At 37.8% G+C, this 22,988-nt stretch carries 15 protein-coding genes; 13 read left to right on the forward strand and 2 right to left on the reverse strand.

Going from position 1 to position 22,988, the window contains the following annotated elements; genetic code table 11:
- Nucleotides 1-83: 83 nt before the first annotated feature.
- On the reverse strand, nt 84-1,682 hold the full coding sequence (locus tag VNJ50_RS13505) for a RagB/SusD family nutrient uptake outer membrane protein (RefSeq protein WP_325582778.1): 1,599 nt from the start codon (nt 1,680-1,682) through the stop codon (nt 84-86).
- A 31-nt stretch (nt 1,683-1,713) separates the two neighbouring features.
- On the reverse strand, nt 1,714-4,614 hold the full coding sequence (locus VNJ50_RS13510) for a SusC/RagA family TonB-linked outer membrane protein (RefSeq protein WP_325582780.1): 2,901 nt from the start codon (nt 4,612-4,614) through the stop codon (nt 1,714-1,716).
- A gap of 284 nt (nt 4,615-4,898) precedes the next feature.
- Between VNJ50_RS13510 and VNJ50_RS13515 the strand changes: the two genes are divergently transcribed.
- From VNJ50_RS13515 to VNJ50_RS13575, 13 genes are all read left to right on the forward strand, one after another.
- On the forward strand, nt 4,899-5,939 hold the full coding sequence (locus tag VNJ50_RS13515; RefSeq protein WP_325582782.1) for a LacI family DNA-binding transcriptional regulator: 1,041 nt from the start codon (nt 4,899-4,901) through the stop codon (nt 5,937-5,939).
- 128 nt (nt 5,940-6,067) lie between these two features.
- The gene (locus VNJ50_RS13520) at nt 6,068-7,600 is read left to right on the forward strand and encodes an MFS transporter (RefSeq protein WP_325582784.1); all 1,533 of its coding nucleotides are present in this window, start codon (nt 6,068-6,070) and stop codon (nt 7,598-7,600) included.
- Nucleotides 7,593-8,249 (forward strand): beta-phosphoglucomutase, encoded by a 657-nt coding sequence (gene pgmB / locus VNJ50_RS13525; protein ID WP_325582786.1) that lies wholly within the window; start codon nt 7,593-7,595, stop codon nt 8,247-8,249. The genes VNJ50_RS13520 and pgmB overlap by 8 nt, the downstream gene beginning before the upstream one ends.
- 171 nt (nt 8,250-8,420) lie before the next feature.
- Nucleotides 8,421-10,727, forward strand: a complete 2,307-nt coding sequence (locus tag VNJ50_RS13530; protein WP_325582788.1) for a glycoside hydrolase family 65 protein — start codon at nt 8,421-8,423, stop codon at nt 10,725-10,727.
- A gap of 47 nt (nt 10,728-10,774) precedes the next feature.
- Nucleotides 10,775-12,625, forward strand: coding sequence for a glycoside hydrolase family 13 protein (locus VNJ50_RS13535; protein ID WP_325582790.1), 1,851 nt, complete (start codon nt 10,775-10,777; stop codon nt 12,623-12,625).
- A 98-nt stretch (nt 12,626-12,723) separates the two neighbouring features.
- On the forward strand, nt 12,724-13,701 hold the full coding sequence (locus tag VNJ50_RS13540; RefSeq protein ID WP_325582792.1) for an alpha/beta hydrolase: 978 nt from the start codon (nt 12,724-12,726) through the stop codon (nt 13,699-13,701).
- Nucleotides 13,702-13,785: 84 nt separating this feature from the next.
- Nucleotides 13,786-16,167 (forward strand): TIM-barrel domain-containing protein, encoded by a 2,382-nt coding sequence (locus tag VNJ50_RS13545; RefSeq protein ID WP_325582794.1) that lies wholly within the window; start codon nt 13,786-13,788, stop codon nt 16,165-16,167.
- A gap of 6 nt (nt 16,168-16,173) precedes the next feature.
- Nucleotides 16,174-17,595: an alpha-amylase family glycosyl hydrolase gene (locus VNJ50_RS13550; protein WP_325582796.1), complete on the forward strand. Its 1,422-nt coding sequence runs from the start codon at nt 16,174-16,176 to the stop codon at nt 17,593-17,595.
- A gap of 2 nt (nt 17,596-17,597) precedes the next feature.
- Nucleotides 17,598-19,259 (forward strand): alpha-amylase family glycosyl hydrolase, encoded by a 1,662-nt coding sequence (locus VNJ50_RS13555; RefSeq protein WP_414652900.1) that lies wholly within the window; start codon nt 17,598-17,600, stop codon nt 19,257-19,259.
- 279 nt (nt 19,260-19,538) lie between these two features.
- Nucleotides 19,539-19,997 carry a peptide-methionine (R)-S-oxide reductase MsrB gene (gene msrB / locus VNJ50_RS13560; protein ID WP_325582800.1) on the forward strand — a complete coding sequence of 153 codons (459 nt, stop codon included), beginning with the start codon at nt 19,539-19,541 and terminating at the stop codon, nt 19,995-19,997.
- A 17-nt stretch (nt 19,998-20,014) separates the two neighbouring features.
- On the forward strand, nt 20,015-20,563 hold the full coding sequence (gene msrA, locus VNJ50_RS13565; protein WP_325582802.1) for a peptide-methionine (S)-S-oxide reductase MsrA: 549 nt from the start codon (nt 20,015-20,017) through the stop codon (nt 20,561-20,563).
- Nucleotides 20,564-20,649: 86 nt separating this feature from the next.
- Nucleotides 20,650-22,212, forward strand: a complete 1,563-nt coding sequence (locus VNJ50_RS13570) for a protein adenylyltransferase SelO (RefSeq protein ID WP_325582804.1) — start codon at nt 20,650-20,652, stop codon at nt 22,210-22,212.
- Between the two features lie 175 nt (nt 22,213-22,387).
- A partial coding sequence (locus VNJ50_RS13575) for an acyl-CoA thioesterase (RefSeq protein WP_325582806.1) occupies nt 22,388-22,988 on the forward strand: 601 nt, incomplete at its 3' end.

Genomic DNA, 22,988 nt, shown 5'->3' on the forward strand with positions numbered 1-22,988 from the left:
ATCAGTTTGGCAAGAATTTAGCCCTATTACGGCTAAAATAAGTAAGCTAAATATTTTAATTTTTTTCATCTGTTTGTCTTTTTTTAATATCCTTGATTTTGTTGTAAGTTGGTGTTGATGCCTAAATCGGTGGCTGGTAAGGGCATAAGGTCCCTGAACGCTTCGGTTGTAGCACCCTGTGGTACATTCTTTTTCCATGGCCATGTGCCCTGATCTGAAAACTGGCCAAAACGAATCAAATCAGTTCGTCTATGTGCTTCCCAAAATAGCTCTCTTGAACGCTCGGACAAGATAAAATCGAGTGTTAAATTGGCTTGGCTGATATTGCCTGTGGCATTACCATAAGCTCTATGTCTAAGTTGATTGATGTAAGTTACCGCATTGGCCATAGAACCGCCGCCGCCTCTAACAACAGCTTCAGCATACATTAAGTAAGTGTCTGATAATCTAAACATTGGAAAATCAGTATCTACAATGTCGCCAGTAGGGTCCGAACCTGGCTCGCCATTAGCATTGACGTTTCTAAATTTTTCTACGGCATAGCCTTCGTTAAATGTGGAAATGTTATTAATTTCCTTTGTTTGGTCCTTTGTGAAAAATAAGGCTCTTCCGTCGGGAGAATTGGCTTCTCCAGGAAATTGTTCTACCAAGGTTGATGTGGTTCTGGTGCCAGCCCATCCACCGTTAATACCATAGTCGGCAGGTTTCATGCTGCCCCCTACAGCGGCATGGATTATAAAGGTCATTCCGCCAAATGATTGCGTGTGTAAACCATCAAAGGTAATTGGTAATATAACTTCCGATTGGGTGCCGTTGCTATCATTGTCTGCTAGAAACAAATGAAAATAAGGGTTTGGTGCAATGGCATATCCAGCATCAATAATTTTGGTGGTATAGGTAATGACATCTGCATATCGCGCTGTACCGGTATAAACTTCGGCATTTAGATAAATTTTTGAAAGTAACATCCATACTGCTGCTTGATCTGCTCTTCCATATTCATTCTGACGTGCTGCAATAATGTCATCTTCAATATCCAACGATTCTTTTTCTACATAAGTAAAGAGGTCTGCACGCTTAATTTGCTCAGGTAAAAAGGCTCCAATAGGATCTTCTTCTGTGACAAAAGGAACATTGCCAAACAAATCCATGGCATGCCAATAGGTTAAAGCTCGCATAAAACGTGCCTCGGCTCTATAGTTCTGAATTTCGGTGCGCAAGCTTGTTTCCACACCACGATCATCCAATTTGGCATCGGATGTTTGGCGTAAAAACTCATTGGTCAGGGCTACTTGATAAAATATCCTGCTGTACATGGTTCGGATAAACTCATTGCCCGAGGTCCATGTTTGGGCGTGCAAATCTTTAATGGTACCATCGTTCCATCCTATAACGGCTTCGTCGGTGGTTAATTCCTGCATGGACCAATACAAGCGTAAATAGTTGGAAAAACCTTCATCCAATCCAGAAAGATCCGCATTCCCAGCGGGTCCTTCTTGACCGCTCACTGAGAGGCCTGCATATATTTTAGCTAAAAAAGCTTTGTATGCCCCTGGCTCTTCAAAAACAGCATCTGCAGTAAGACGATCGTCTTCTGGCTGTAAATCTAATCGGCTTTCACAAGATTGCGCAAATAGCACAACCGTAAAGGCGATAAAGATAGTTTTTAGTGTTCTTAGCATGGTATGTTGTTTAATATTGTTAATCATGATATTAGAAAGTGAAATTGAGTCCTAAAACAAAAGTTTGTGGCCTTGGATAGAAGTTATGGTCTATCCCGTTAGAAATTTCGGGATCCAAACCGTTGTATTTAGTAAAGGTCATGAGATTGGTAGCCGTTAATGAGAGTCTTAAATTGAGTTGTTCGCCCGGAATTAAATACCCAATAGAAACGTTGTCCAATTTTACAAAATCTGCTCTTTCAATATAATAATCAGAAAATAGGTTCTGCTTATTGAATTTGGTGTCCAAAACGCTCGCATGTGCATTTACGTAATATTGACCTGGTGCGTCGTTAACCGTAGTCACATTTCCTCGATCTGAAGCAACGTTGTTGTACATATAGTTTCCAAGACTTCCCCTAAAGGTAAAACTGAAATCCAAATTTTTGTAGTTGATAGTATTGGTAAAGCCTAAGTAGGCATCTGGTGAAGCTTTTTTATAGGCCTGTTTATCTGCTTCTGTGATTTGATTATCGCCATTAACATCTACATAAGCACCTTCAATGGGTTTTCCGGCCGTATCATATACTTGTCGGAATACATAAAATGTGGAAGGATCCATGTTTTCTTTCCATAACTGGATCTGGTTTCCGGTACCGCCACTGATGCCACCTTGAGCGATGAAGAAATTTGGATCATTGCCTAAGCTCAACTTCGTAATTTTATTTTGTTGCAGCGTAACATTAAAGCCCATATCCCAATTAAAATCTTGTGACTGTGCCAGTGCACCGTTTAAACTGAATTCAACGCCTTTGCTTAAAACCGAACCAACGTTTGTAGTTAGTAAATCGGAAAGGTTGGATCCTGCAGCGGTTGGAATCGTCGCCAACAAATCACTGGTTTCACGGTAATAAGCATCAACAGTTCCGGTTAAGCGATCATTGAAGAGTCCAAAATCCAATGCCACATTATATTGAGAAGTTTCTTCCCATTTTAGGTTTTCGTCAAATTCTTCCGGACGTAAGGTATTTATGTATTGAGGTACACCATTGATGTAGCCAAACTGTACACTTGCATCCGATCGGCCAGGTGTATAGACCCCTAAATAGCCATAGTTTTGACCAATTTCTTGTTGGCCTGTTTTACCCCAACCAGCTCTTAATTTTAAATTTGAGAAAACGGAGTTTTGTAAAAACTCTTCGTTGTTAATTTTCCATCCCACAGAAACACCAGGGAAATTACTCCATCTGTTAGTTGGACCAAAACGTGAAGATCCATCGCGTCGGAATGTTAAGGATATTAAATACTTGTCATCAAAATCAAAGCTTGCACGGGCAAAATAGGATTCCAGCGCATTTCTGTCAATGTATGTTGGACGCGTTACCATCGATCCCGAAGTTTCTGTTTCTTGACGATTAGATTGGATGTAGAATTCTTGATAGGAATGTCCTGCCGTTAAGTCGATATCTGTATTGATAGACTCTAAAGTTGTTTTATAATTGAAGTAGAAGTCGAGCAAGGTGTTTCTATTAAGTCCTTGATAAAAGTTTTGATAATTAAAACTTCCTGCATTTTTTGGGCTTGCGCCTTTAAACTGTTTGCCCGATAGTTCAGAATAATCAAGGCCAGCATTAAGGTTGAATTTTAATCCCTCTAAAAATGGAAGGTTGTAATCGATATTAAAATTGGTGATATTTCTTTTGTTTCGTGCGCGGTTATTATCATTGGCCAAAGCAAAAACAGGGTTGTCAAAAGCAAGGTTTTGTGCAACATGATGAAAGTATGAACCGTCGGGATTATAAACCGGATGTGTGGGATCAAAACCTACGGCACCACCAATAGCTCCTTTGTCAGCAAATTTGTTGTCGTCCAGAATCCCTTTGGTAGTCAAGGTCAGTTTTAAACTGTTGTCAAAAAGTCGTTTAACGGCCGAAAGGTTAATGGCGTTGCGTTCGTATAAATCGCCAGTCAAAACGCCTTGTTGCGAAGTATGGTTAACGTTGGCTCGGAAGTTGAAAGCGTCAAAGCCTTGCGAAATAGTTACGTTATGAATGGCTCCAACCGCTGTTTGATAAATTTGTTTTTGCCAGTCTGTTTTAGCGTCTCCTAATAAACTAGCATTAAAGTTGGAATCCGTTATAGCAATAGCTCTAAATTCATCAGCAGAAAGTACATCGACATAATCTGTGACTTGTGCTACTGACGCTTTTAGATCGTATTCAACTTTAAAAGGAGAATTGGTCTTGCCTTTTTTGGTTGTTATTAAAATGACTCCGTTGGAGGCTCTTGATCCATAAATAGCGGTTGCCGAAGCGTCTTTTAACACCACAAAATCTTCAATATCATTTGGATTTATAGCATTAAGTTGGTTTCGTACTCCTTGTACCCCGCGCTGGTCCAACGGCAGTCCGTCCACAACAATTAGCGGTGAGTTGTTTGCCGATAATGATGCGCCACCTCTAATTCTTATTTCTGAGCCACCACCTGGATCTCCACCGCCTGAAGTAATACGCACCCCCGCAGATTTACCGGATAGCAATTGCTCTGGTGATACGATAGCACCTTGGTTAAATTCTTTTTCACCTACTTTTTCAACGGCACCTGTTGCATCTTGTTTGGTGGTTGAGCCATATCCAATCAAAACAATTTCGTCCAATTGGGCGGTGTCTTCTTGTAACGTAACGTTTAGGGTTTGTTGTCCTCTGTAAACGATTTCCTGAGGTTTGAATCCTATATAAGAAAACACGATAGTCTCACCGTTTTTTGCACTAAAGTTGTAGTCGCCATCAAACCCTGTTGTGGTTCCTGTGGCAGTTCCTTTAATTATGATATTTACGCCCGGAAGGGGAGTGTTAGCTTGGTCTGTTACAGTCCCGGAAACAGTGGTTTGTGACCATGCTGCCGAGGATGTCATAAACATCAATAACATTAAGCTATTTATAAATGTCTTCATACACTATTTTTAAAGTTGATAGGGTTAATAATTCACTAATATTTTCACTTCTTGAGTTAAATTTATGTAAATTTTATCGGAATAGAGAAATTGATATTATCATATTAGCAACGAAAACGTTTTCGTGTTGACAACTTTATAGTAAACTAAGGAAATTACCTAAATATATTTAAGAAATCCTGTTTTTGGTAAGAATCTATTCTTGGTTGTTTTTAGGTGTAAATTGTTGTTGTTTATTACTAAATTATTGGCATTAAAATTCCATATTTGTTCATACAGTTATTATGAAAAAGAAAATTACTTTAAAACAAATAGCAAAAGAATTGGATGTTTCTATTTCCACGGTATCAAAAGCACTAAAAGATAGTGTGGAAATTAGTGAAGACACCAAGCAAAAAATACAAGCTTTTGCCAAGCTTTATAATTATCGTCCCAACAATATTGCGTTGAGCCTACAAAATCAGAAAACAAAGACAATAGGTGTGATTATTCCTGAAATTGTACATCACTTTTTTTCTAAAGTAATTAGGGGTATTGAACTGGTGGCCAATAAAAGAGGTTATAACGTAATTATTGGTTTGTCTAACGAATCTTTTGATAAAGAGGTTATTAACATGCAAATGTTGGCTAATGGAAGTATTGATGGTTTTATCTTGTCCATTTCAAAAGAAACCTTGCAGCAGCAAGATTATCATCATTTTAAAGAAACGATTAACCAGGGCATGCCCATTGTGATGTTTGATCGCGTGGTTAATGAGATTAATTGCGACAAGGTAATTATCAACGATTCAAAAGGTTCTAAAAATGCGGTTTCAAAACTTCTGTACAATGGGTGTAAAAATGTAGCTATTATTACAACAAAAGATTATGTAAGTGTTGGAAAATTAAGAACGCAAGGTTATTTGGAAGCACTGGAAGATTTTGGAATCACGCCAGATTCTAATTTAATTTTAAAAGTTGATGATGAATTGGTCTCAGAAGACCATTTGGAATCTTTGGAAAATGAAATCAAGGGTTTGTTTAAAAACAATTCTAATATTGATGGCGTATTTGCGGTGAATGAGTTGTATGCTATAATAGCGATGAAAGTTGCACGAAATTTGGGCATGAATATCCCCGAGGATATCCAATTTATTGGTTTTACCGATGGTGTACTTTCCAAACATGCCACGCCAAGTTTAACCACGGTTAGTCAACATGGCCAGGAAATGGGCGAGAAAGCTGCTGAATTACTGATCGATAACCTTGAGCGTGAAGACGAAGAAGATTATTTTAGAACGGTTGTCATTGAGACCAATCTGGTGGAAAGGGAATCCACTAAATAAAAAAAGTTTGCCAATTTAAAAACTTTATTATCTTTACCACATATTCAAAACTTTATTTTCACTTCTTAACAAATAAGTTTTGATGAGTTTTATCGCTTGTCAATAGTATTAATTTAATCATACTATTAATGAAAAAGCGTACGCTGGGTTTTTGGGAAATCTGGAACATGAGTTTCGGTTTTCTAGGAATTCAAATGGGTTTTGCCCTACAAAATGCTAATGTTAGCCGTATTTTCCAAACTTTAGGAGCCGAGATTGATGATATTCCAATCCTTTGGGTTGCTGCGCCAATTACAGGCTTGGTGGTTCAACCTATTATCGGGTATTTTAGTGACAAAACTTGGCATTCCAGGTTGGGTCGCCGACGGCCTTATTTTTTGATAGGTGCTATTTTAGCCTCCTTGGCATTATTTGTAATGCCGAATTCACCCGTGTTATGGATGGCTGCAGGAATGCTCTGGATTTTGGACGCCTCCATTAATGTCTCCATGGAGCCTTTTCGGGCTTTCGTTGGCGATAATCTTCCTGATGAGCAACGTACCAAAGGTTTTGCCATGCAAAGCTTTTTTATTGGTATTGGTGCTTATGTGGCTTCAAAGCTTCCATTGATGTTAACGTATTTTGGTGTTGCCAATATAGCGGCAGAAGGTGTCATTCCAGATTCTGTAAAATATTCATTTTACATTGGTGGTGTGGCATTCTTTTTAGCGGTTTTGTGGACTGTTATAAAATCTAAGGAATACACGCCTGAGCAAATGAAGATTTTTGAAGAACAGGAAAAAGAAACAAAACCTGTTTATGATGATTTTTCTGAAGCATGGTATGTGAAAAATGGGAAGTCACATTTAATTAATGGACTCATCGTATTGCTTGTGGGCTTAATTGCAACTTATGCAATTTATCATTATGACCTGAAAAAGGACCTGTATGTGCTTACTTTGGGATTGATTTCTTTTGGGGGCATTGCTCTGATAGTTTCTGGTTTGATGCAGACCAATAAAACTAAAAGCAGTTTTGTGAATATTGTCATCGATTTTCAAATGATGCCCAAAGTTATGAAGCAATTGGCTTGGGTGCAGTTTTTTTCATGGTTTGCTCTTTTTTCAATGTGGATCTATTCAACAGGTGCTGTTACTGAGCATATTTATAAAACAACCGATACCACCTCAGTAGCCTATAATGTGGGTGCCAATCAGGTAGGTGAAATGTTTGCAAATTATAATATTATTGCTGCGGCAGTAGCCTTTTTACTGCCATTGTTGGCCAAACGAACCAGTAGGAAGTTTACGCATTTTGTGGCTCTATTGGCAGGTGGTTTAGGTCTTATGTCTCTTTATTTTATAACCAATCCAACAACATTTACTATTGAATGGTTGCCAATGATAGGAGTGGGCATTGCATGGGCAAGTATTTTATCTGTGCCTTATGCCATGCTTTCCGGAGCACTTCCAGCATCTAAAATGGGTTATTATATGGGGGTTTTCAATTTTTTTATTGTAATACCTCAGTTGGTAGCCGCTTCTATTTTAGGGTTTTTAGTATCCAGTTTTTTTGATAACCAACCTATTTATGCCTTATTGATTGGTGGCTGCTCAATGATATTGGCTGGTATTCTTTCATTAATGGTCAACGACAAAGAAATTATAACAACCAATGAGTAAAAAAGCATTCATATTTGATCTTGACGGTGTTATTGTGGATACCGCAAAATACCATTTTTTGGCATGGAGAAAACTGGCCAATAGTATGGGATTTGATTTTACCCATGAGCAAAACGAGCAATTGAAAGGCGTTAGCCGGGTAAAATCCTTAGAGAAAATTTTGGCATGGGGGAATAAATCGGTTAGCGAAGATGAATTCAACAAATTAATGGTTCAGAAAAATGAAGATTATTTAACCTATATCGAAAAAATGGATGCCCAGGAAATTCTTCCTGATGTGGCTAAAACTCTCGATTTTCTAAAAGAAAAAGAACAACATATTGCTTTAGGTTCGGCAAGTAAAAATGCAAGAATGATTTTAGAAAAGGTGAATCTTCTTGAGAAATTTGATGTCCTCGTTGATGGCAATGATGTAGCCAACGCAAAACCAAATCCAGAAGTATTTCTGAATGCCGCAAAACAATTACAAGCCAATCCCAAAGACTGCATTGTATTTGAAGATGCTGTGGCTGGGATACAAGCCGCAAATAATGCAGGCATGGTATCCATCGGTATTGGCGATAAGAACACACTACATGAAGCTAATTATGTGTTCAAGAATTTCACTGAAATTACTACCGATTTTTTAAGTCAACTAATTGATAAATAGAACAAAGAATATAGAACAAAGAATATAGAAAATAGATGATAGAGTATAGACAATAGATAACGGAGAACAGATAACAGATAACTGATAACAGATAACAGATAACTGTCAGCTCTTCTGTACTTCCTTCTCTATATTCTTTTCTCTTTTTCTCGAATTTCAAATTAAAAAAATATGAATCAAGATTATATCGTACCAAATAACTGGTCAATTATTGAAGAAGGCTTTGATGCCGATCGTGTAAAGTCGTCTGAAAGTATTTTCAGTATTGGTAACGGTGCTATGGGCCAACGTGCCAATTTTGAAGAGCAGTATTCAGGAAAAACTTTTCAGGGCAGCTATGTTGCCGGTGTTTATTATCCAGATAAAACTAAAGTGGGCTGGTGGAAAAATGGGTATCCAGAGTATTTTGCCAAAGTCATTAACGCTCCCAATTGGATTGGGATCAATGTGACCGTTAATGGCGAAATCTTGGATTTGGCAACCTGTAAAGAAGTCAGAAACTTTCGACGCGAACTTAACATGCAAGAAGGTTGGCTGTCCAGAAGTTTTGAAGTGATCCTTAAAAATGCGACGGAAATTAAAGTTGAAGCCAAACGTTTTTTAAGTTTGGAAAGGGATGAAATTGGCGCCATTGCATATAATGTAACGCCTTTGAATACTGATGCCCTAATAGTTTTTGAACCTTATTTAGATGCAGGAATTACCAATGAAGATAGCAATTGGGATGATAAGTTCTGGAATATTTTAAGTGTTGATTCTGAAAATGACCAAGCATTTATTGTGTCACACACCATGAAAACTAATTTTCATGTCTGTACTGCCATGCAAACGCAAGTGTCCATAAACGGAAAGATCTTAAATGAAAATAAAACGATAAATAAAACAGATAATTTTATCGGTTTTAAATACACTTCTAAGGTCCATAAAGATGATACCATAACGCTCACTAAGTTTGGCGGATACACTGTGGACAGATATCATGATAAAAATGATCTGATTGTAATTGCTAAAAACACCTTGGCGAAGGCCGCAGAAATCGGATTTGAAGGATTGCTTACTGAACAAAAAGAGGCTTGGGCCAAAATATGGAATATGTCTGACATTACTATTGATGGCGATGTTAGAGCGCAGCAAGGCATCCGGTTTAATATTATGCAATTAAATCAAACTTATATTGGTAAGGATGCCCGATTGAATATTGGTCCGAAAGGATTTACTGGCGAAAAATATGGTGGTAGCACCTATTGGGATACTGAAGCGTATTGCATTCCGTTTTATATGGCGACAAAAGATCAGAAAGTAGCGCGAAATTTATTGGAATATCGTTACAATCACTTGGAAAAAGCCATTGAAAATGCCGAAAAACTTGGATTCAAAAACGGTGCGGCCTTATATCCAATGGTCACCATGAATGGCGAAGAATGCCATAACGAATGGGAAATTACTTTTGAGGAAATCCACCGCAACGGTGCCATTGCTTTTGCGATTTTTAATTACCACCGCTTTACGGGCGATTACAGTTATATCCCAGAAAAAGGATTGGAAGTCTTGATTGCCATTGCGCGTTTTTGGCAACAGCGGGCTACTTTTTCGACACACCGAAATAAGTATGTTATTTTGGGCGTAACAGGGCCTAATGAATACGAAAACAACGTTAATAATAATTTTTATACCAATTATATGGCGCAATGGTGTCTTAATTACACGTTGCAAACCATCACTAAAATGAAGGAAGAATATCCGTCAGATTGGGTTCGGGTTTTAGAAAAAACCAAACTTTCCGAAAGTGAAATGACCGCATGGAAAGAAGTAGCTTCAAACATGTTTTATCCATATTCTGAAAAATATCAAGTGTATTTACAGCAAGATGGATTTTTGGATAAAGAATTGATTACCGTTGCCGATTTGCCAAAATCAGAACGTCCCATCAATCAAAAGTGGTCTTGGGACAGGATTTTACGCTCGCCATATATCAAACAGGCCGATACGCTCCAAGGATTTTATTTTTTTGAAGATCAATTTTCAATGGAAGAACTGGAACGTCATTTTGATTTTTACGAGCCGTTTACAGTTCATGAAAGTTCGTTGTCACCATGTGTGCACAGCATCCAAGCAGCAAAGTTGGGCAGAATGGATCAAGCTTACCAATTTTATTTACGTACTTCACGATTGGATTTGGACGACTATAACCACGAAGTTGAAGAAGGTCTTCATATTACTTCCATGGCAGGTACTTGGATGAGCATTGTAGAAGGTTTTGGCGGCATGCGTGTTGTTGATAATAAGTTGTCTTTTGAGCCTAAAATTCCAGAACAATGGAAGGCTTATTCCTTCAAAATAAATTTCAGGAATCAGATTCTTAAAATTAGCGTGAATAAGAACGAAGCACAATTTGAAGTGGAAGGTAATCACCCAATGACCATCTTAGTTGATGGAAAAGAAGTGATCATTAATGTTGAACAAGTCGTGAAAGTTTAATTCTGACGTATTTTTTTTAAAAAAAGCAATATTAAAACCGAATGAAAATGAAGAAATTACTGAGTGCTTTTATGCTATTCTTAAGCATGTCAATTTTTTCACAAGTCGAAAAAATTGAACCCCCTTTTTGGTTTACTGAAATGCACAATACTAAACTTCAATTGATGGTTTATGGTAAGAATATCGCACAATATGATGTGGCATTTTCAAACACTGTTCAAATAGATGGAATTATAAAAACTGAAAATCCAAATTATCTTTTTGTGACCATTGACACAGAAAATATTGTTCCGGGGACTTATGAGCTGCAGTTTTCAAAAAACAAAAAGGTCATTTCTAAAAAAGCTTATGAATTTAAAGCACGCCGAGAAAACTCGGCATTAAGAAAAGGATTTGACTCCAGTGATTTGATTTATTTGATCATGCCCGATCGGTTTGCCAACGGAAATCCCAACAATGATAGCACACAAAATACCGTTGAAAAAGCAAATAGAAATGTGCTTGGCGGCCGTCATGGCGGAGATATTCAGGGCATTATCGATCATCTGGATTATTTGGACGAATTGGGCGTAACCGCCATTTGGAGTACGCCTTTATTGGAAGATAACGAGCCGGTTTATTCCTATCATACCTATGCGCAAAGCGATTATTATAAAATCGATCCGCGTTTTGGAACCAATGATGATTATAAGCGATTAGCCATAGAAATGCACAAGCGCGATATGAAACTCATTATGGATTATGTGACCAATCACTGGGGAAGCAAGCATTGGATGATTAAGGATTTGCCAACCAAAGATTGGATCAATTACTGGGAAAATGGTGACAACGGATTTCAACGCAGTAGTTACAGAATGACCACCCAGTTTGATTCCAACGCTTCCGAAGCGGACAAAGAAGCTTGTATGGATGGTTGGTTTGATACGACCATGCCAGATATCAACCAGAAAAATCCTTTGGTTTTAAGATACATGATTCAAAACGCCATTTGGTGGGTAGAATTTGCCGATTTGGATGGATTTCGTGTAGATACGTATTCCTATAATGATAAAGACGGCATTGCGCAATGGACCAAAGCAATAATGGACGAATATCCTAATTTTAATATCGCGGGTGAAGTTTGGATGCACAATCAGGCGCAAATGGCATATTGGCAAAAGGACAGTAAAATTGGTGCTATAGATAATTACAATTCGCATTTGCCAACCGTTATGGATTTTACGCTTCATAATGCCATTATGCAAATGTTTTCGGAAGACGAACAAGGCTGGGATAAAGGCATGCTCAGAGCTTATGAAAACTTTGCAAATGATTTTTTATACCCTGACATCAACAATATGTTTGTGTTTGCGGGCAATCATGATACCAATCGCATTAATGAAATATATAGCTCCGATATAAAGGTTTATAAAATGATCCTAACGCTTATTGCCACGGTAAGAGGCATTCCGCAAGTGTATTATGGCGATGAGATTGGCATGGTTGGCAACAAGGATTTAAAAGGCGATGGCGATATCCGACGTGATTTTCCAGGAGGTTGGAACGATGATCGGTTGAATGCTTTTACTGCCGAAGGACGAACCGCGGAGCAATCTGAATTTTTCGATTTTTCAAAGAAAATTTTTAACTGGCGAAAAAATAAACCAGTCATCCATACAGGGAAAACCATGCAGTTTGTACCCGAAAATAATGTTTACGTTTATTTTAGATATAATGACAGCGATAAAGTAATGGTAGTTATTAATAATAATCCTGAAGCACAGACTTTAGATTTAAAACGTTTTAAAGAAATACTTAAAACTACTGTATCGGGAACAGATATTATTTCAGAACAAAAGATTTCTTTAGAAAACACATTAACTATTGAAGGTAAAACAACACTGATTATTGAATTTTAAATCCTGACCTCGACCTGCAAGGTTTTTAAAACCTTGTAGGTCTAATAGGATAAAATTCCCAAAACCTTGTAGGTCTAAGTAATAACAAAATAAAACATATGAAAAACACCATTTATGTCCTCCTGATTTTAGCCTTTTCACTTTCATGCGAAACTAAAAAAGAAAAAAAACCTGAGATCATCCCAGCAGATATTTCCAATGTTGAAACAGAAACTATTGAAGGCAATTTTGCAGGAGGAACTTTGTTAAGAATTGATGATTTTCCTTCCAATCATATTCCGCCCAGAAAAGTTGATATTTGGTTGCCCGAAGGCTATTCCAATACAAAAAAATATGCGGTATTGTATATGCATGATGGGCAAATGTTGTTTGACAGCAAAATTACGTGGAATCAGCAGGAATGGAAAGTCGATGAAATTTCAAGCCAACTGATGAAGGATAGCATTACCAAAGATTTTATTGTTGTCGCACCATTCAATATCAATGATTTGCGGCACAGCGAGTATTTTCCACAAAAACCTTTTGAGAGCTTGCCCGAGTCGGTTCGGGATTCTTTGTTTGAAGAAGCGGCAAAGAATAACTTTAAGTTTGATAGCGTCACCTCAGATAATTATTTAGGTTTTATTGTTAATGAATTGAAACCTTATGTGGATGCCAATTATTCGGTGTTATCTGATAGGGACAACACATTTGTAGCAGGATCGAGCATGGGCGGATTAATTTCAATGTACGCCATTTGCGAATACCCAGAAGTATTTGGTGGTGCTGCGTGCTTGTCAACCCATTGGCCTGGTGGAGATCCACATGATGACGATTTATTAGCCAATACGTTTTTTAAGTATATGAGAACCCATGTGCCATCGGCAAAAACCCACAAATTTTATTTTGATTATGGCACGGAAACCTTAGATAAGTTTTATCCAAAATATGCCGCACGAGTTAATAAAATATTCAAGGATAAAGGCTATGACGAATCAAACTTTAAAAATCTAAAGTTTAAGGGCGAAAGTCATAGCGAACAGTCATGGCAAAAGCGATTGGATATTCCGTTGACGTTTTTGTTGAAAAAGAATTAGTTAGACCTAACAGGTTTTAAAACTGAGCAGAGCGATTTTACGTAGCGAAGCAAGTAAACCTGTTAGGTCTAAAAAACACATCAAATGAAAAAGCATTTATTAATAATTTTCTTATTCGTTTTAAAACTTGGTTTTTCCCAAAACACAAACCGAATTTTTGAATCTATAGATTACAAAAACAATATTCTAGAAATAAAAGTCAATGATGGCATTTATAAAATCACGCCGTATAATAAATATATTGTTGAAACCACTTTTATTCCCAATGGCGAAGAAGTTAAAAACCAATCACATGCCGTTATTTTAAAGCCAAAACCGGTGTCGTCCGAATTACTCGAAACGACCGATTCCTTTGAATTAAAAACTCAGGGAATTTCGGTTAATATCCAAAAGCAACCTTTTCAAATTTCATACATTTATAAAGAAAAACCCATTATTTCCGAAAAAATGGGGTATGTTAAAAATGACAGTTTGGAAACGCTTCAATTCAATCTTGCCAAAGATGAAATTCTTTACGGCGGCGGAGCAAGAGCTTTAGGAATGAACCGTCGAGGTCATCGATTGCAGCTTTACAATCGGGCGCATTATGGTTATGAAACCCATTCTGAACTGATGAATTACACCATGCCCATCATGATGTCTTCCAACCAATACCTGATTCATTTTGACAACGCTCCCATCGGATTTTTGGATTTGGACAGTAAAAAAGACAATACCCTCACTTATGAAACCATTTCTGGAAGAAAAACCTATCAAGTTATTGTAGGCGATTCTTGGACCGATTTAATTGATAATTATACTGATTTAACAGGAAAACAACCCATGCTGCCACGTTGGGCCTTAGGAAATTTCTCCAGTCGATTTGGCTACCATTCCCAAAAAGAGGTGGAGGCCACAGTTCAGAAATTTAGAGATGAAAAAATCCCGTTGGATGCGGTAATTATCGATATTTTTTGGTTTGGAAAGGATATTCAAGGCCACATGGGGAATTTGGAGTTTTTAAAAGATTCATTTCCAAATCCTGTCCAAATGATCAAAGATTTGAAAACTGAAGATGTCAATACTATTTTAGTGACCGAACCTTTTGTATTGACCACGTCCAAGCGTTGGCAAGAAGTTGTTGATAAGGATGTGATGGCGAAAGATTCGGTTGGAAATCCTTTTGTTTTTGATTTTTATTTTGGAAATACAGGTTTGATCGACATTTATAATCCGAAAGGAAAAACTTGGTTTTGGGATATTTATAAAGATCTTGCCAATATGGGCGTGACCGGAATTTGGGGCGATTTGGGCGAACCCGAAGTCCATCCGTCAAAATTAATTCACGCTACAGGAACGGCAAATGAGGTTCATAATATTTATGGCCATGACTGGGCACGTTTGGTTTATGAAGGCTATAACGCCGATTTTCCCAAACAGCGACCCTTTATTTTAATGCGTGCTGGCTATTCCGGATCGCAACGTTTTGGAATGATTCCGTGGTCGGGAGATGTCAATAGAACTTGGGGCGGATTGCAGAGTCAGCCAGAAATTGCACTACAAATGGGTATGCAAGGTTTAGGTTATATGCACTCTGATTTGGGCGGATTTGCAGGCGATAATCAAGATGCTGAACTTTATACACGTTGGTTGCAGTATGGCGTTTTTCAGCCTATTTACCGTCCGCATGCTCAAGAAAGTGTTCCAGCAGAACCTGTTTTTTGGGATGCTAAAACCAAAGCATTGGCAAAAAAATCAATAGAATTGCGGTACAAATTATTGCCCTATAATTATAATCTGAGTTTTCAAAATCATTTAAAAGGAACGCCGTTAATGCGACCATTGTTTTTTGAAGATGCCGCTGAGGTTCTTAAAACAGATGCATCAGCATATTTTTGGGGAAATGACTTTTTAGTCGCCCCAATTTTAGAATCTGGAATCACAGAAAAGGAAGTTTATTTTCCGAAAGATGGTGTTTGGTTTGATTTTTATACGGATGAAAAATTTGAAGGCGGACAAACTTCAACCGTAAAAGTAGTAGACGATAGAATTCCAACATTCGTTCGTGGCGGCGCTTTTATTCCAATGGCAAAACCGATGCAAAGTACAAAGGAATTTGACGGCAATACTATTGAATTACATTACTATTATGATGCTTCGGTTAAAGAAAGTGAAGGTCAAATGTATAACGATGATGGGTTGACCGCCAATGCTTTTGAGAGCGGCGATTATGAACTTCTGAAATTTGAATCGGAAGTAAGCAAAAAGGAGATTGAAATAGAATTTGAAGCTGAAATTGGCAAAAACTTTCAGGCGAAGACAAAGCAGATGACGCTCATTCTTCATAATATTCATTCACAACCAAAATCGATCAAAATCAAGCGTAAAAACATAAAATTCAGTTACAATAAAGTAGATCAAACAGTTTCCATTCCTATACGATGGCAGACTTTAGATAAATTAGAATTAAACATTCACTTAAAGTAAAAAAAGATGCACAAAATCATTTTAGCAGCCTTCGGATTGATGCTGATTACGGCCTGCAAAGAAGAAAAGAAAGTAGAAAACATGTTAAATGAAGAAATTATGGAAGATATTCAGCCTATTTCTGATGCTGTTTTGGAAACTGCCGTTATTTATGAAGCTAACATTCGTCAATATTCGCCTTCCGGACATTTTGATGAATTCACTAAGGACATTCCGCAGTTAAAAGAATTGGGCGTTAAGATTATTTGGTTGATGCCGGTTTTCCCAATTAGCGAAACCAAACGAAAAGCAACTGGTGGTGAGGACAGTAAATTTGCCTCCGATTTTCCTGAAGCCGAACAATCAAAATATTTGGGAAGTTATTATGCCGTAACCGATTTCACCAAAATAAACCCTGAATTTGGAACTATAGAGGATTTTAGGAATTTGGTCAAAACCGCCCATGATAATGGCATTTACGTCATTTTGGATTGGGTGCCAAACCACACTGGATGGGATCATGTTTGGATTAAAACCAAGCCGGAATATTATACACAAGACAAAGAAGGAAACATCATACATCCTAAAGAAACCGATTGGACCGATGTTGCCGATTTGAATTATGATAATCAAGAAATGCGCAAAGAAATGATTGCGGATATGCAATATTGGCTAAGGGAAGAAGGTGTTGACGGATTTAGATGCGATGTTGCGGGATCGGTTCCAACCGATTTTTGGAAAGAGGCCATTCCGCAATTGCGAAGCACAAAAGACATCTTTATGTTGGCCGAAGCTTGGGAGCCTGAATTGGCAAAAGATGGATTGTTTGATATGGTTTATGGCTGGGATACGCATCATATTATGAATGATATGGCACAAGGCAAAAAGGGTTTGGAAGCTTGGAAGGAGCGATTGGCTCAAATGGATTCGTTATACGAAAAAGATGATATTATGATGAATTTTGTGACCAATCACGACGAGAATTCCTGGAACGGAACTATTAAAGAACGGATGAAAGACGCTGCGCCTTTGATGACCGCATTTAGTTATACCATTCCGGGAATGCCACTCATTTATTCAGGAATGGAATATGATTTGGACCACCGATTGAAGTTTTTTGAAAAGGATTCTATTCCTAAAACCAAAGGGAAAATGTGGTCTTTACTTGAAAAACTAGGGCATTTAAAAAACACAAATCCAGCATTAAATGGCGGGAAAGATCCAGCATTATATGAGAATTTAATAACTACAAATGACAAAGTATTAGCATTTCAGCGTCGTAAAAATAATATTGCCATCACTTTTATCGGGAATTTTTCGGACAAGGAACAATCGTTCGCTGCGCCTTTAAAAGGAAATTTTAAAGATTATATAACTGATGAACCTATTGAGATGAAAGACAATGTCCTTGTTTTGAAACCATGGCAATACCGTATTTTAACTAATTAAGGATGACTAAGACTTTATGTTATATTCTTTGTAGTTTCGTTTTATTAAGCTGCAAAGAAGAGAGTAAACTGAAAACAATGGATGATAAAAAAGAAGTGCCTTTCGTTTGGGAAGCCGCCAATCTTTATTTTTTACTAACCGATCGTTTTAATAATGGCGATACGTCCAATGATATAAATTTTGACAGAACTCAAAAACCTGGCAAGTTAAGAGGTTTTGAAGGTGGCGACTTAAAAGGCATTACCAAAAAGATAGAAGAAGGTTATTTTTCAGATTTAGGTGTCAACGCCATTTGGATGACGCCGATTGTGGAGCAAATTCACGGCGGAACTGATGAAGGCACTGGAATAACTTATGGGTTTCATGGGTATTGGACCAAAGATTGGACGGCTATCGATCCGAATTTTGGAACTAAGGAAGATTTAAAAGCTTTGGTTGCTGCCGCACATAAACGAGGTATTCGGATACTTCTTGATGCCGTCATCAACCATACAGGACCAGTTACGCCAATTGATCCGGTTTGGCCGGACGAATGGGTGCGTACAGATCCTACTTGCGATTATACCTCTTATGATTCGACGATTTCCTGTACGCTTGTCAAAAACCTTCCCGATATTAAAACGGAAAGTAATGATGCCGTTGAATTGCCGCCACAACTTGTAGAAAAATGGAAAGCTGAAGGTCGCTACGAACAGGAAGTTGCGGAGTTGGATGCTTTTTTTGAACGTACCGGATATCCGAGAGCACCACGTTTTTATATCATTAAGTGGTTAACCGATTATATTTCTGAGTTTGGAATTGATGGCTATCGCGTGGATACCGTAAAACATACAGAAGCCAGTGTTTGGCAAGAATTTAGGGTAGAATGTGATTTTGCTTTTAACCAATTTAAAGAGAATAATCCGGATGCTGTATTGGATGACAACGCTTTTTATTTGGTAGGTGAAGTTTATGGCTATGGTATTTCTGCGGAAAAATCGTATGATTTAGGAGGAATACCTATTAATTATTTTGATCATGCTTTTAACAGTCTGATCAATTTTGAGTTTAAATATGATGCTGCACAATTAGATTATGAAAGTCTGTTCAAAAAATATACCGATGCATTTAATGGTCCTTTAAAGGGTTTTGGGGTGTTGAATTATTTGTCATCTCATGATGATGGCCAACCTTTTGATGCGGTGCGGGAAAAACCTTTTGAGACCGCCACAAAATTACTGTTGTCCCCAGGAACCTCACAGATTTATTATGGAGATGAGTCTGCAAGACCGTTGATTATTGAAGGCGCCATTGGCGATGCCACCTTGCGATCGTTTATGAATTGGGAGGATGTTGCAGTCAATACGAATACTAAATCCTTGCTCGACCATTCGCAAAAACTGGGACAATTCAGAAAAAACCATCCGGCTGTTGGTGCTGGAATTCATCAAATGATTACCCAAAGTCCGTATGTGTTTTATAGAAGTTACAATCAAGGCGATTATCAGGATTTGGTGATTATAGGATTGGATTTGCCAAAAGGATTTAAGACCCTGGACGTTGGGCGACTTTTTGAAGATGGCAGCATTTTGCGTGATGCTTACTCAAATCAGGAGATCATTGTAGAAAATGGTTCGGTGCAAATCGATTCTGAATTTGATATGGTATTATTGGAATCAAAATAATTTGAATTGAAAGAAAAAGGCAGTTGACCTTTCAATAGAAATTAACGTTGAAAAACTAAGAATCGTGTGGTTTTGTAGAGAACTTCGCGGTTCTTTTTTGTTTATGACTTTTTCAAAAATGAATGCATTCTAAAATTGATCGTGAAGCTTTTTTATAAAAACAGAATATGCAAAGTCTTTGATTTTTAGATGTATTGACGACTATTTGTAATGCAAAACGTTAAAACCCGAGACAATCTGTATTATAATTTTTAACTTTAATAAAAATATATAGAAGTTATGTTAACATGGAAAAATGTGATGGATTTTGCAGTAAATGGAAATCCTGATCCCGATAGAAGAGTTGAAAAATCAGAGGCAGAATGGCACAAAATTTTGACTCCGGAACAGTTTAGAATTACACGTAATAAAGGTACGGAAGCACCGGGAACTGGTGCTCATTGCAATGTATTCGACGAAGGACAATACAATTGTTTATGCTGTGGTACACCATTGTTTGACTCGACTATTAAGTTTAAATCCAGTTCGGGTTGGCCAAGTTTCACACAACCTATTAAGGAGAATGCCATTAAATATGAAAAAGATATTTCTTTCGGAATGGTGAGGGTGGAAGTAATGTGCAATGTATGCGATGCACATTTGGGGCATGTATTTCCTGATGGGCCGGAACCAAGTGGGTTGCGTTATTGCGTCAATTCGGAATCTCTGGTTTTGGATACTTCAAAAAAGAAAATTTAATTATTAAAAGGAAAGTTATGTCAGGTAATTTAGATATAATGACCGTTGGCGGTGGTTGTTTTTGGTGTACGGAAGCAGTTTTTAATGAAGTGAAAGGTGTTGAAAAAGTCGTATCGGGTTATATGGGTGGCAATGTTCCGGGAACACCAACTTATCGCGAAGTTTGTTCCGGATTGACAGGACATGCCGAGGTCATTCAAGTGAGTTTTGATCCATCGGTTATTTCGTACCAAGATTTATTAATCATTTTTATGACCAGCCATGATCCTACAACGTTGAATCGTCAAGGTGGCGATGTTGGGACGCAATACCGTTCAGTTATTTTTTATCATGACCATAAACAAAAGATTACTGCAGAATTGGTGTTGTCAGAAATAGCGCCTTATTATGATCAGCCTATCGTCACAGAAATCAGTGCGGTGCAAACTTTTTATAAAGCTGAAGAGGTGCATCAAAACTATTATGCCAATAATAAAACCGCGGGTTATTGCAGCGCCGTCATCACACCTAAGTTGGCAAAATTGCGAAGTATGCATGCCGATAAGTTGAAAAGTACCACTATTTAGAATAGACCTGCAAGGTTTACTTGATGTGCTGCGTGAGATCGCTACGCTAAGTTTTAAATCCTTGTAGGTCTCAAAAATATAAATTAATGAAACTCAATATCAAAAATACGTTTATTAGCCAATTACCGGCCGATCCCAATTTGGAAAACAGCAGGCGTCAGGTTGCAGAAGCGTGTTTTTCTTTTGTAAATCCAAAACAAACTTCCCATCCTAAATTGCTTCACGTATCTCCAGAAATGTTGAATAATTTAGGTTTAACGGAAGCTGATGTTCAATCTGAAGAGTTTCTAAAAATCGTTACCGGAAATAAAATTGTAGAAAACACAAAGCCTTTTGCAATGTGTTATGCAGGCCATCAATTCGGGAATTGGGCAGGACAGTTGGGGGATGGCCGAGCGATTAATTTGTTTGAAGTAGAACACCACGGAACACAATGGATGCTCCAGCTCAAAGGTGCCGGACCAACGCCGTATTCTAGATCCGGTGATGGCTTGGCTGTTTTGCGTTCTTCCATTCGGGAATATTTGTGCAGTGAAGCCATGCATTATCTGGGTGTGCCCACAACACGCGCGCTATCGTTGGCGTTAACAGGTGATGATGTTTTACGAGATGTCATGTACAATGGCCATCCTGATTATGAAAAAGGAGCTATCGTAAGTAGGGTGTCGTCTAGTTTTTTGCGTTTTGGGAGTTATGAGATTTTTGCCGCACGCCAAGATCACAAGAATTTAAAAACGTTGGTCGATTTTACCATCAATCAACATTTTTCGTATTTGGGAAAACCCTCTAAAGCTACTTATATCAAGTTTTTTGCTGAGGCTTCCAAGCTTACTTTGGAGATGATCATTCATTGGCAACGTGTCGGGTTTGTACATGGTGTATTGAATACTGATAATATGTCCATTCTCGGATTGACGATCGATTATGGACCTTATGGTTGGCTCGAAGGTTTTGATTTTGGATGGACGCCCAATACCACCGATCGTGAGCACAAACGCTATCGTTACGGCAATCAGCCCAATATGGGATTATGGAATTTGTACCAATTGGCCAATGCGCTTTATCCATTAATTGAAGATGCAAAAGCGATGGAGGTCATTTTAGAAAAGTATACGGTAGATTTTGAACTCGAATCGCTAAAAATGATGCGTGCGAAATTGGGTTTAAATTCAGAAGATGCTTCAGATGAAGCGCTGATTCAAGAATTGGAAGATGTACTGCAGTTGACCGAAACCGATATGACCATTTTCTTCAGGAATTTGAGCAATTTTAAGAAAGCTAATCCTTCCGATGGCATCACGGTTATTCATGAGGCTTTTTATAATCCTACAGAAATTTCAGAAACCATAAAACAGCAATGGCATTCATGGTTTAAACGTTATTCAATACGTTTGCAAACCGAATCTACCTCAGATAATGATAGAAGGCAACAAATGAATGGCGTAAATCCTAAATATGTACTGCGTAATTATATGTCACAATTGGCTATTGATAAAGCAAATCAGGGTGATTATTCACTCATTGATGAGCTGTTTCAGCTATTGAAACAGCCGTATGATGAACAACCAGAATATCAAAAATGGTTTGCAAAACGCCCAGAATGGGCACGCCATAAAGTGGGCAGTTCTATGTTGTCGTGTAGTTCTTGATGACGACTGAATAGTTAATGAGCATTATTTAAGCATCAAGAAATCTTTATCGGTCGATTGATTTCTTTTATTGATCTTAGTTTTTGATCGGTAATAATTTTACAATTTAATAGTCCTCCTTGTTTTTCATTTTACATTCATTTAGATACCTTTGAAAGTCTATAAAAAACCGACTATGACTAATGTTCAAGATTTAATGGCTTTGATTACCTTAAAAGAGCTTAATTCTACTCAATTTGAGGGTTTTAGTAAATCTGTAGGAAGTCCAAATGTGTTTGGAGGTCAAGTTTTGGCGCAAGCGGTTAATGCGGCCACCAGGACCATTACCAACAATCGTGTGCTGCATTCCATACATGCATATTTTCTGGAAGCTGGAGATTTGCAACAGCCTATCTTGTATGATGTTAGTGTTATTCGCGATGGTGGTAGTTTTTCTGTAAGACGTGTTACTGCTGAACAAAACGGAACGCCTATTTTTATTCTGTCGGCGTCCTTTCAAAAAAAAGAAAACGGTTATGAGCATCAAATTAAAATGGATGCTACAATTAAACAACCTGAAGAATTATTGAGTTGGACGGATATGTTGGATCAGTTTGGTGCGTTTATTCCAGAAAAAACAAAAGGTTTTCTGTCTACCGATCGTCCGGTCGAATTTAAACCGGTTGAACTTGCCAATCCGTTTGATAAGAAAGATTTACCGGCATTTAGCAATGTGTGGTTCAAGTTAAATGGCGATACTTCACAATTGGATGTAGCATCAAAACAGCAAATTCTTA

Origin of the sequence: Gelidibacter sp. (genome assembly GCF_035577925.1) — a bacterium.
Taxonomy (GTDB): domain Bacteria; phylum Bacteroidota; class Bacteroidia; order Flavobacteriales; family Flavobacteriaceae; genus Gelidibacter.

Excerpts from the sequence above, each read along its gene's own strand:
- VNJ50_RS13505 (WP_325582778.1), bottom strand. The coding sequence starts at position 1,682 with ATGCTAAGAACACTAAAAACTATCTTTATCGCCTTTACGGTTGTGCTA.
- VNJ50_RS13510 (WP_325582780.1), bottom strand. The coding sequence starts at position 4,614 with ATGAAGACATTTATAAATAGCTTAATGTTATTGATGTTTATGACATCC.
- VNJ50_RS13515 (WP_325582782.1), top strand. The coding sequence starts at position 4,899 with ATGAAAAAGAAAATTACTTTAAAACAAATAGCAAAAGAATTGGATGTT.
- VNJ50_RS13520 (WP_325582784.1), top strand. The coding sequence starts at position 6,068 with ATGAAAAAGCGTACGCTGGGTTTTTGGGAAATCTGGAACATGAGTTTC.
- pgmB (WP_325582786.1), top strand. The coding sequence starts at position 7,593 with ATGAGTAAAAAAGCATTCATATTTGATCTTGACGGTGTTATTGTGGAT.
- VNJ50_RS13530 (WP_325582788.1), top strand. The coding sequence starts at position 8,421 with ATGAATCAAGATTATATCGTACCAAATAACTGGTCAATTATTGAAGAA.
- VNJ50_RS13535 (WP_325582790.1), top strand. The coding sequence starts at position 10,775 with ATGAAGAAATTACTGAGTGCTTTTATGCTATTCTTAAGCATGTCAATT.
- VNJ50_RS13540 (WP_325582792.1), top strand. The coding sequence starts at position 12,724 with ATGAAAAACACCATTTATGTCCTCCTGATTTTAGCCTTTTCACTTTCA.
- VNJ50_RS13545 (WP_325582794.1), top strand. The coding sequence starts at position 13,786 with ATGAAAAAGCATTTATTAATAATTTTCTTATTCGTTTTAAAACTTGGT.
- VNJ50_RS13550 (WP_325582796.1), top strand. The coding sequence starts at position 16,174 with ATGCACAAAATCATTTTAGCAGCCTTCGGATTGATGCTGATTACGGCC.
- VNJ50_RS13555 (WP_414652900.1), top strand. The coding sequence starts at position 17,598 with ATGACTAAGACTTTATGTTATATTCTTTGTAGTTTCGTTTTATTAAGC.
- msrB (WP_325582800.1), top strand. The coding sequence starts at position 19,539 with ATGTTAACATGGAAAAATGTGATGGATTTTGCAGTAAATGGAAATCCT.
- msrA (WP_325582802.1), top strand. The coding sequence starts at position 20,015 with ATGTCAGGTAATTTAGATATAATGACCGTTGGCGGTGGTTGTTTTTGG.
- VNJ50_RS13570 (WP_325582804.1), top strand. The coding sequence starts at position 20,650 with ATGAAACTCAATATCAAAAATACGTTTATTAGCCAATTACCGGCCGAT.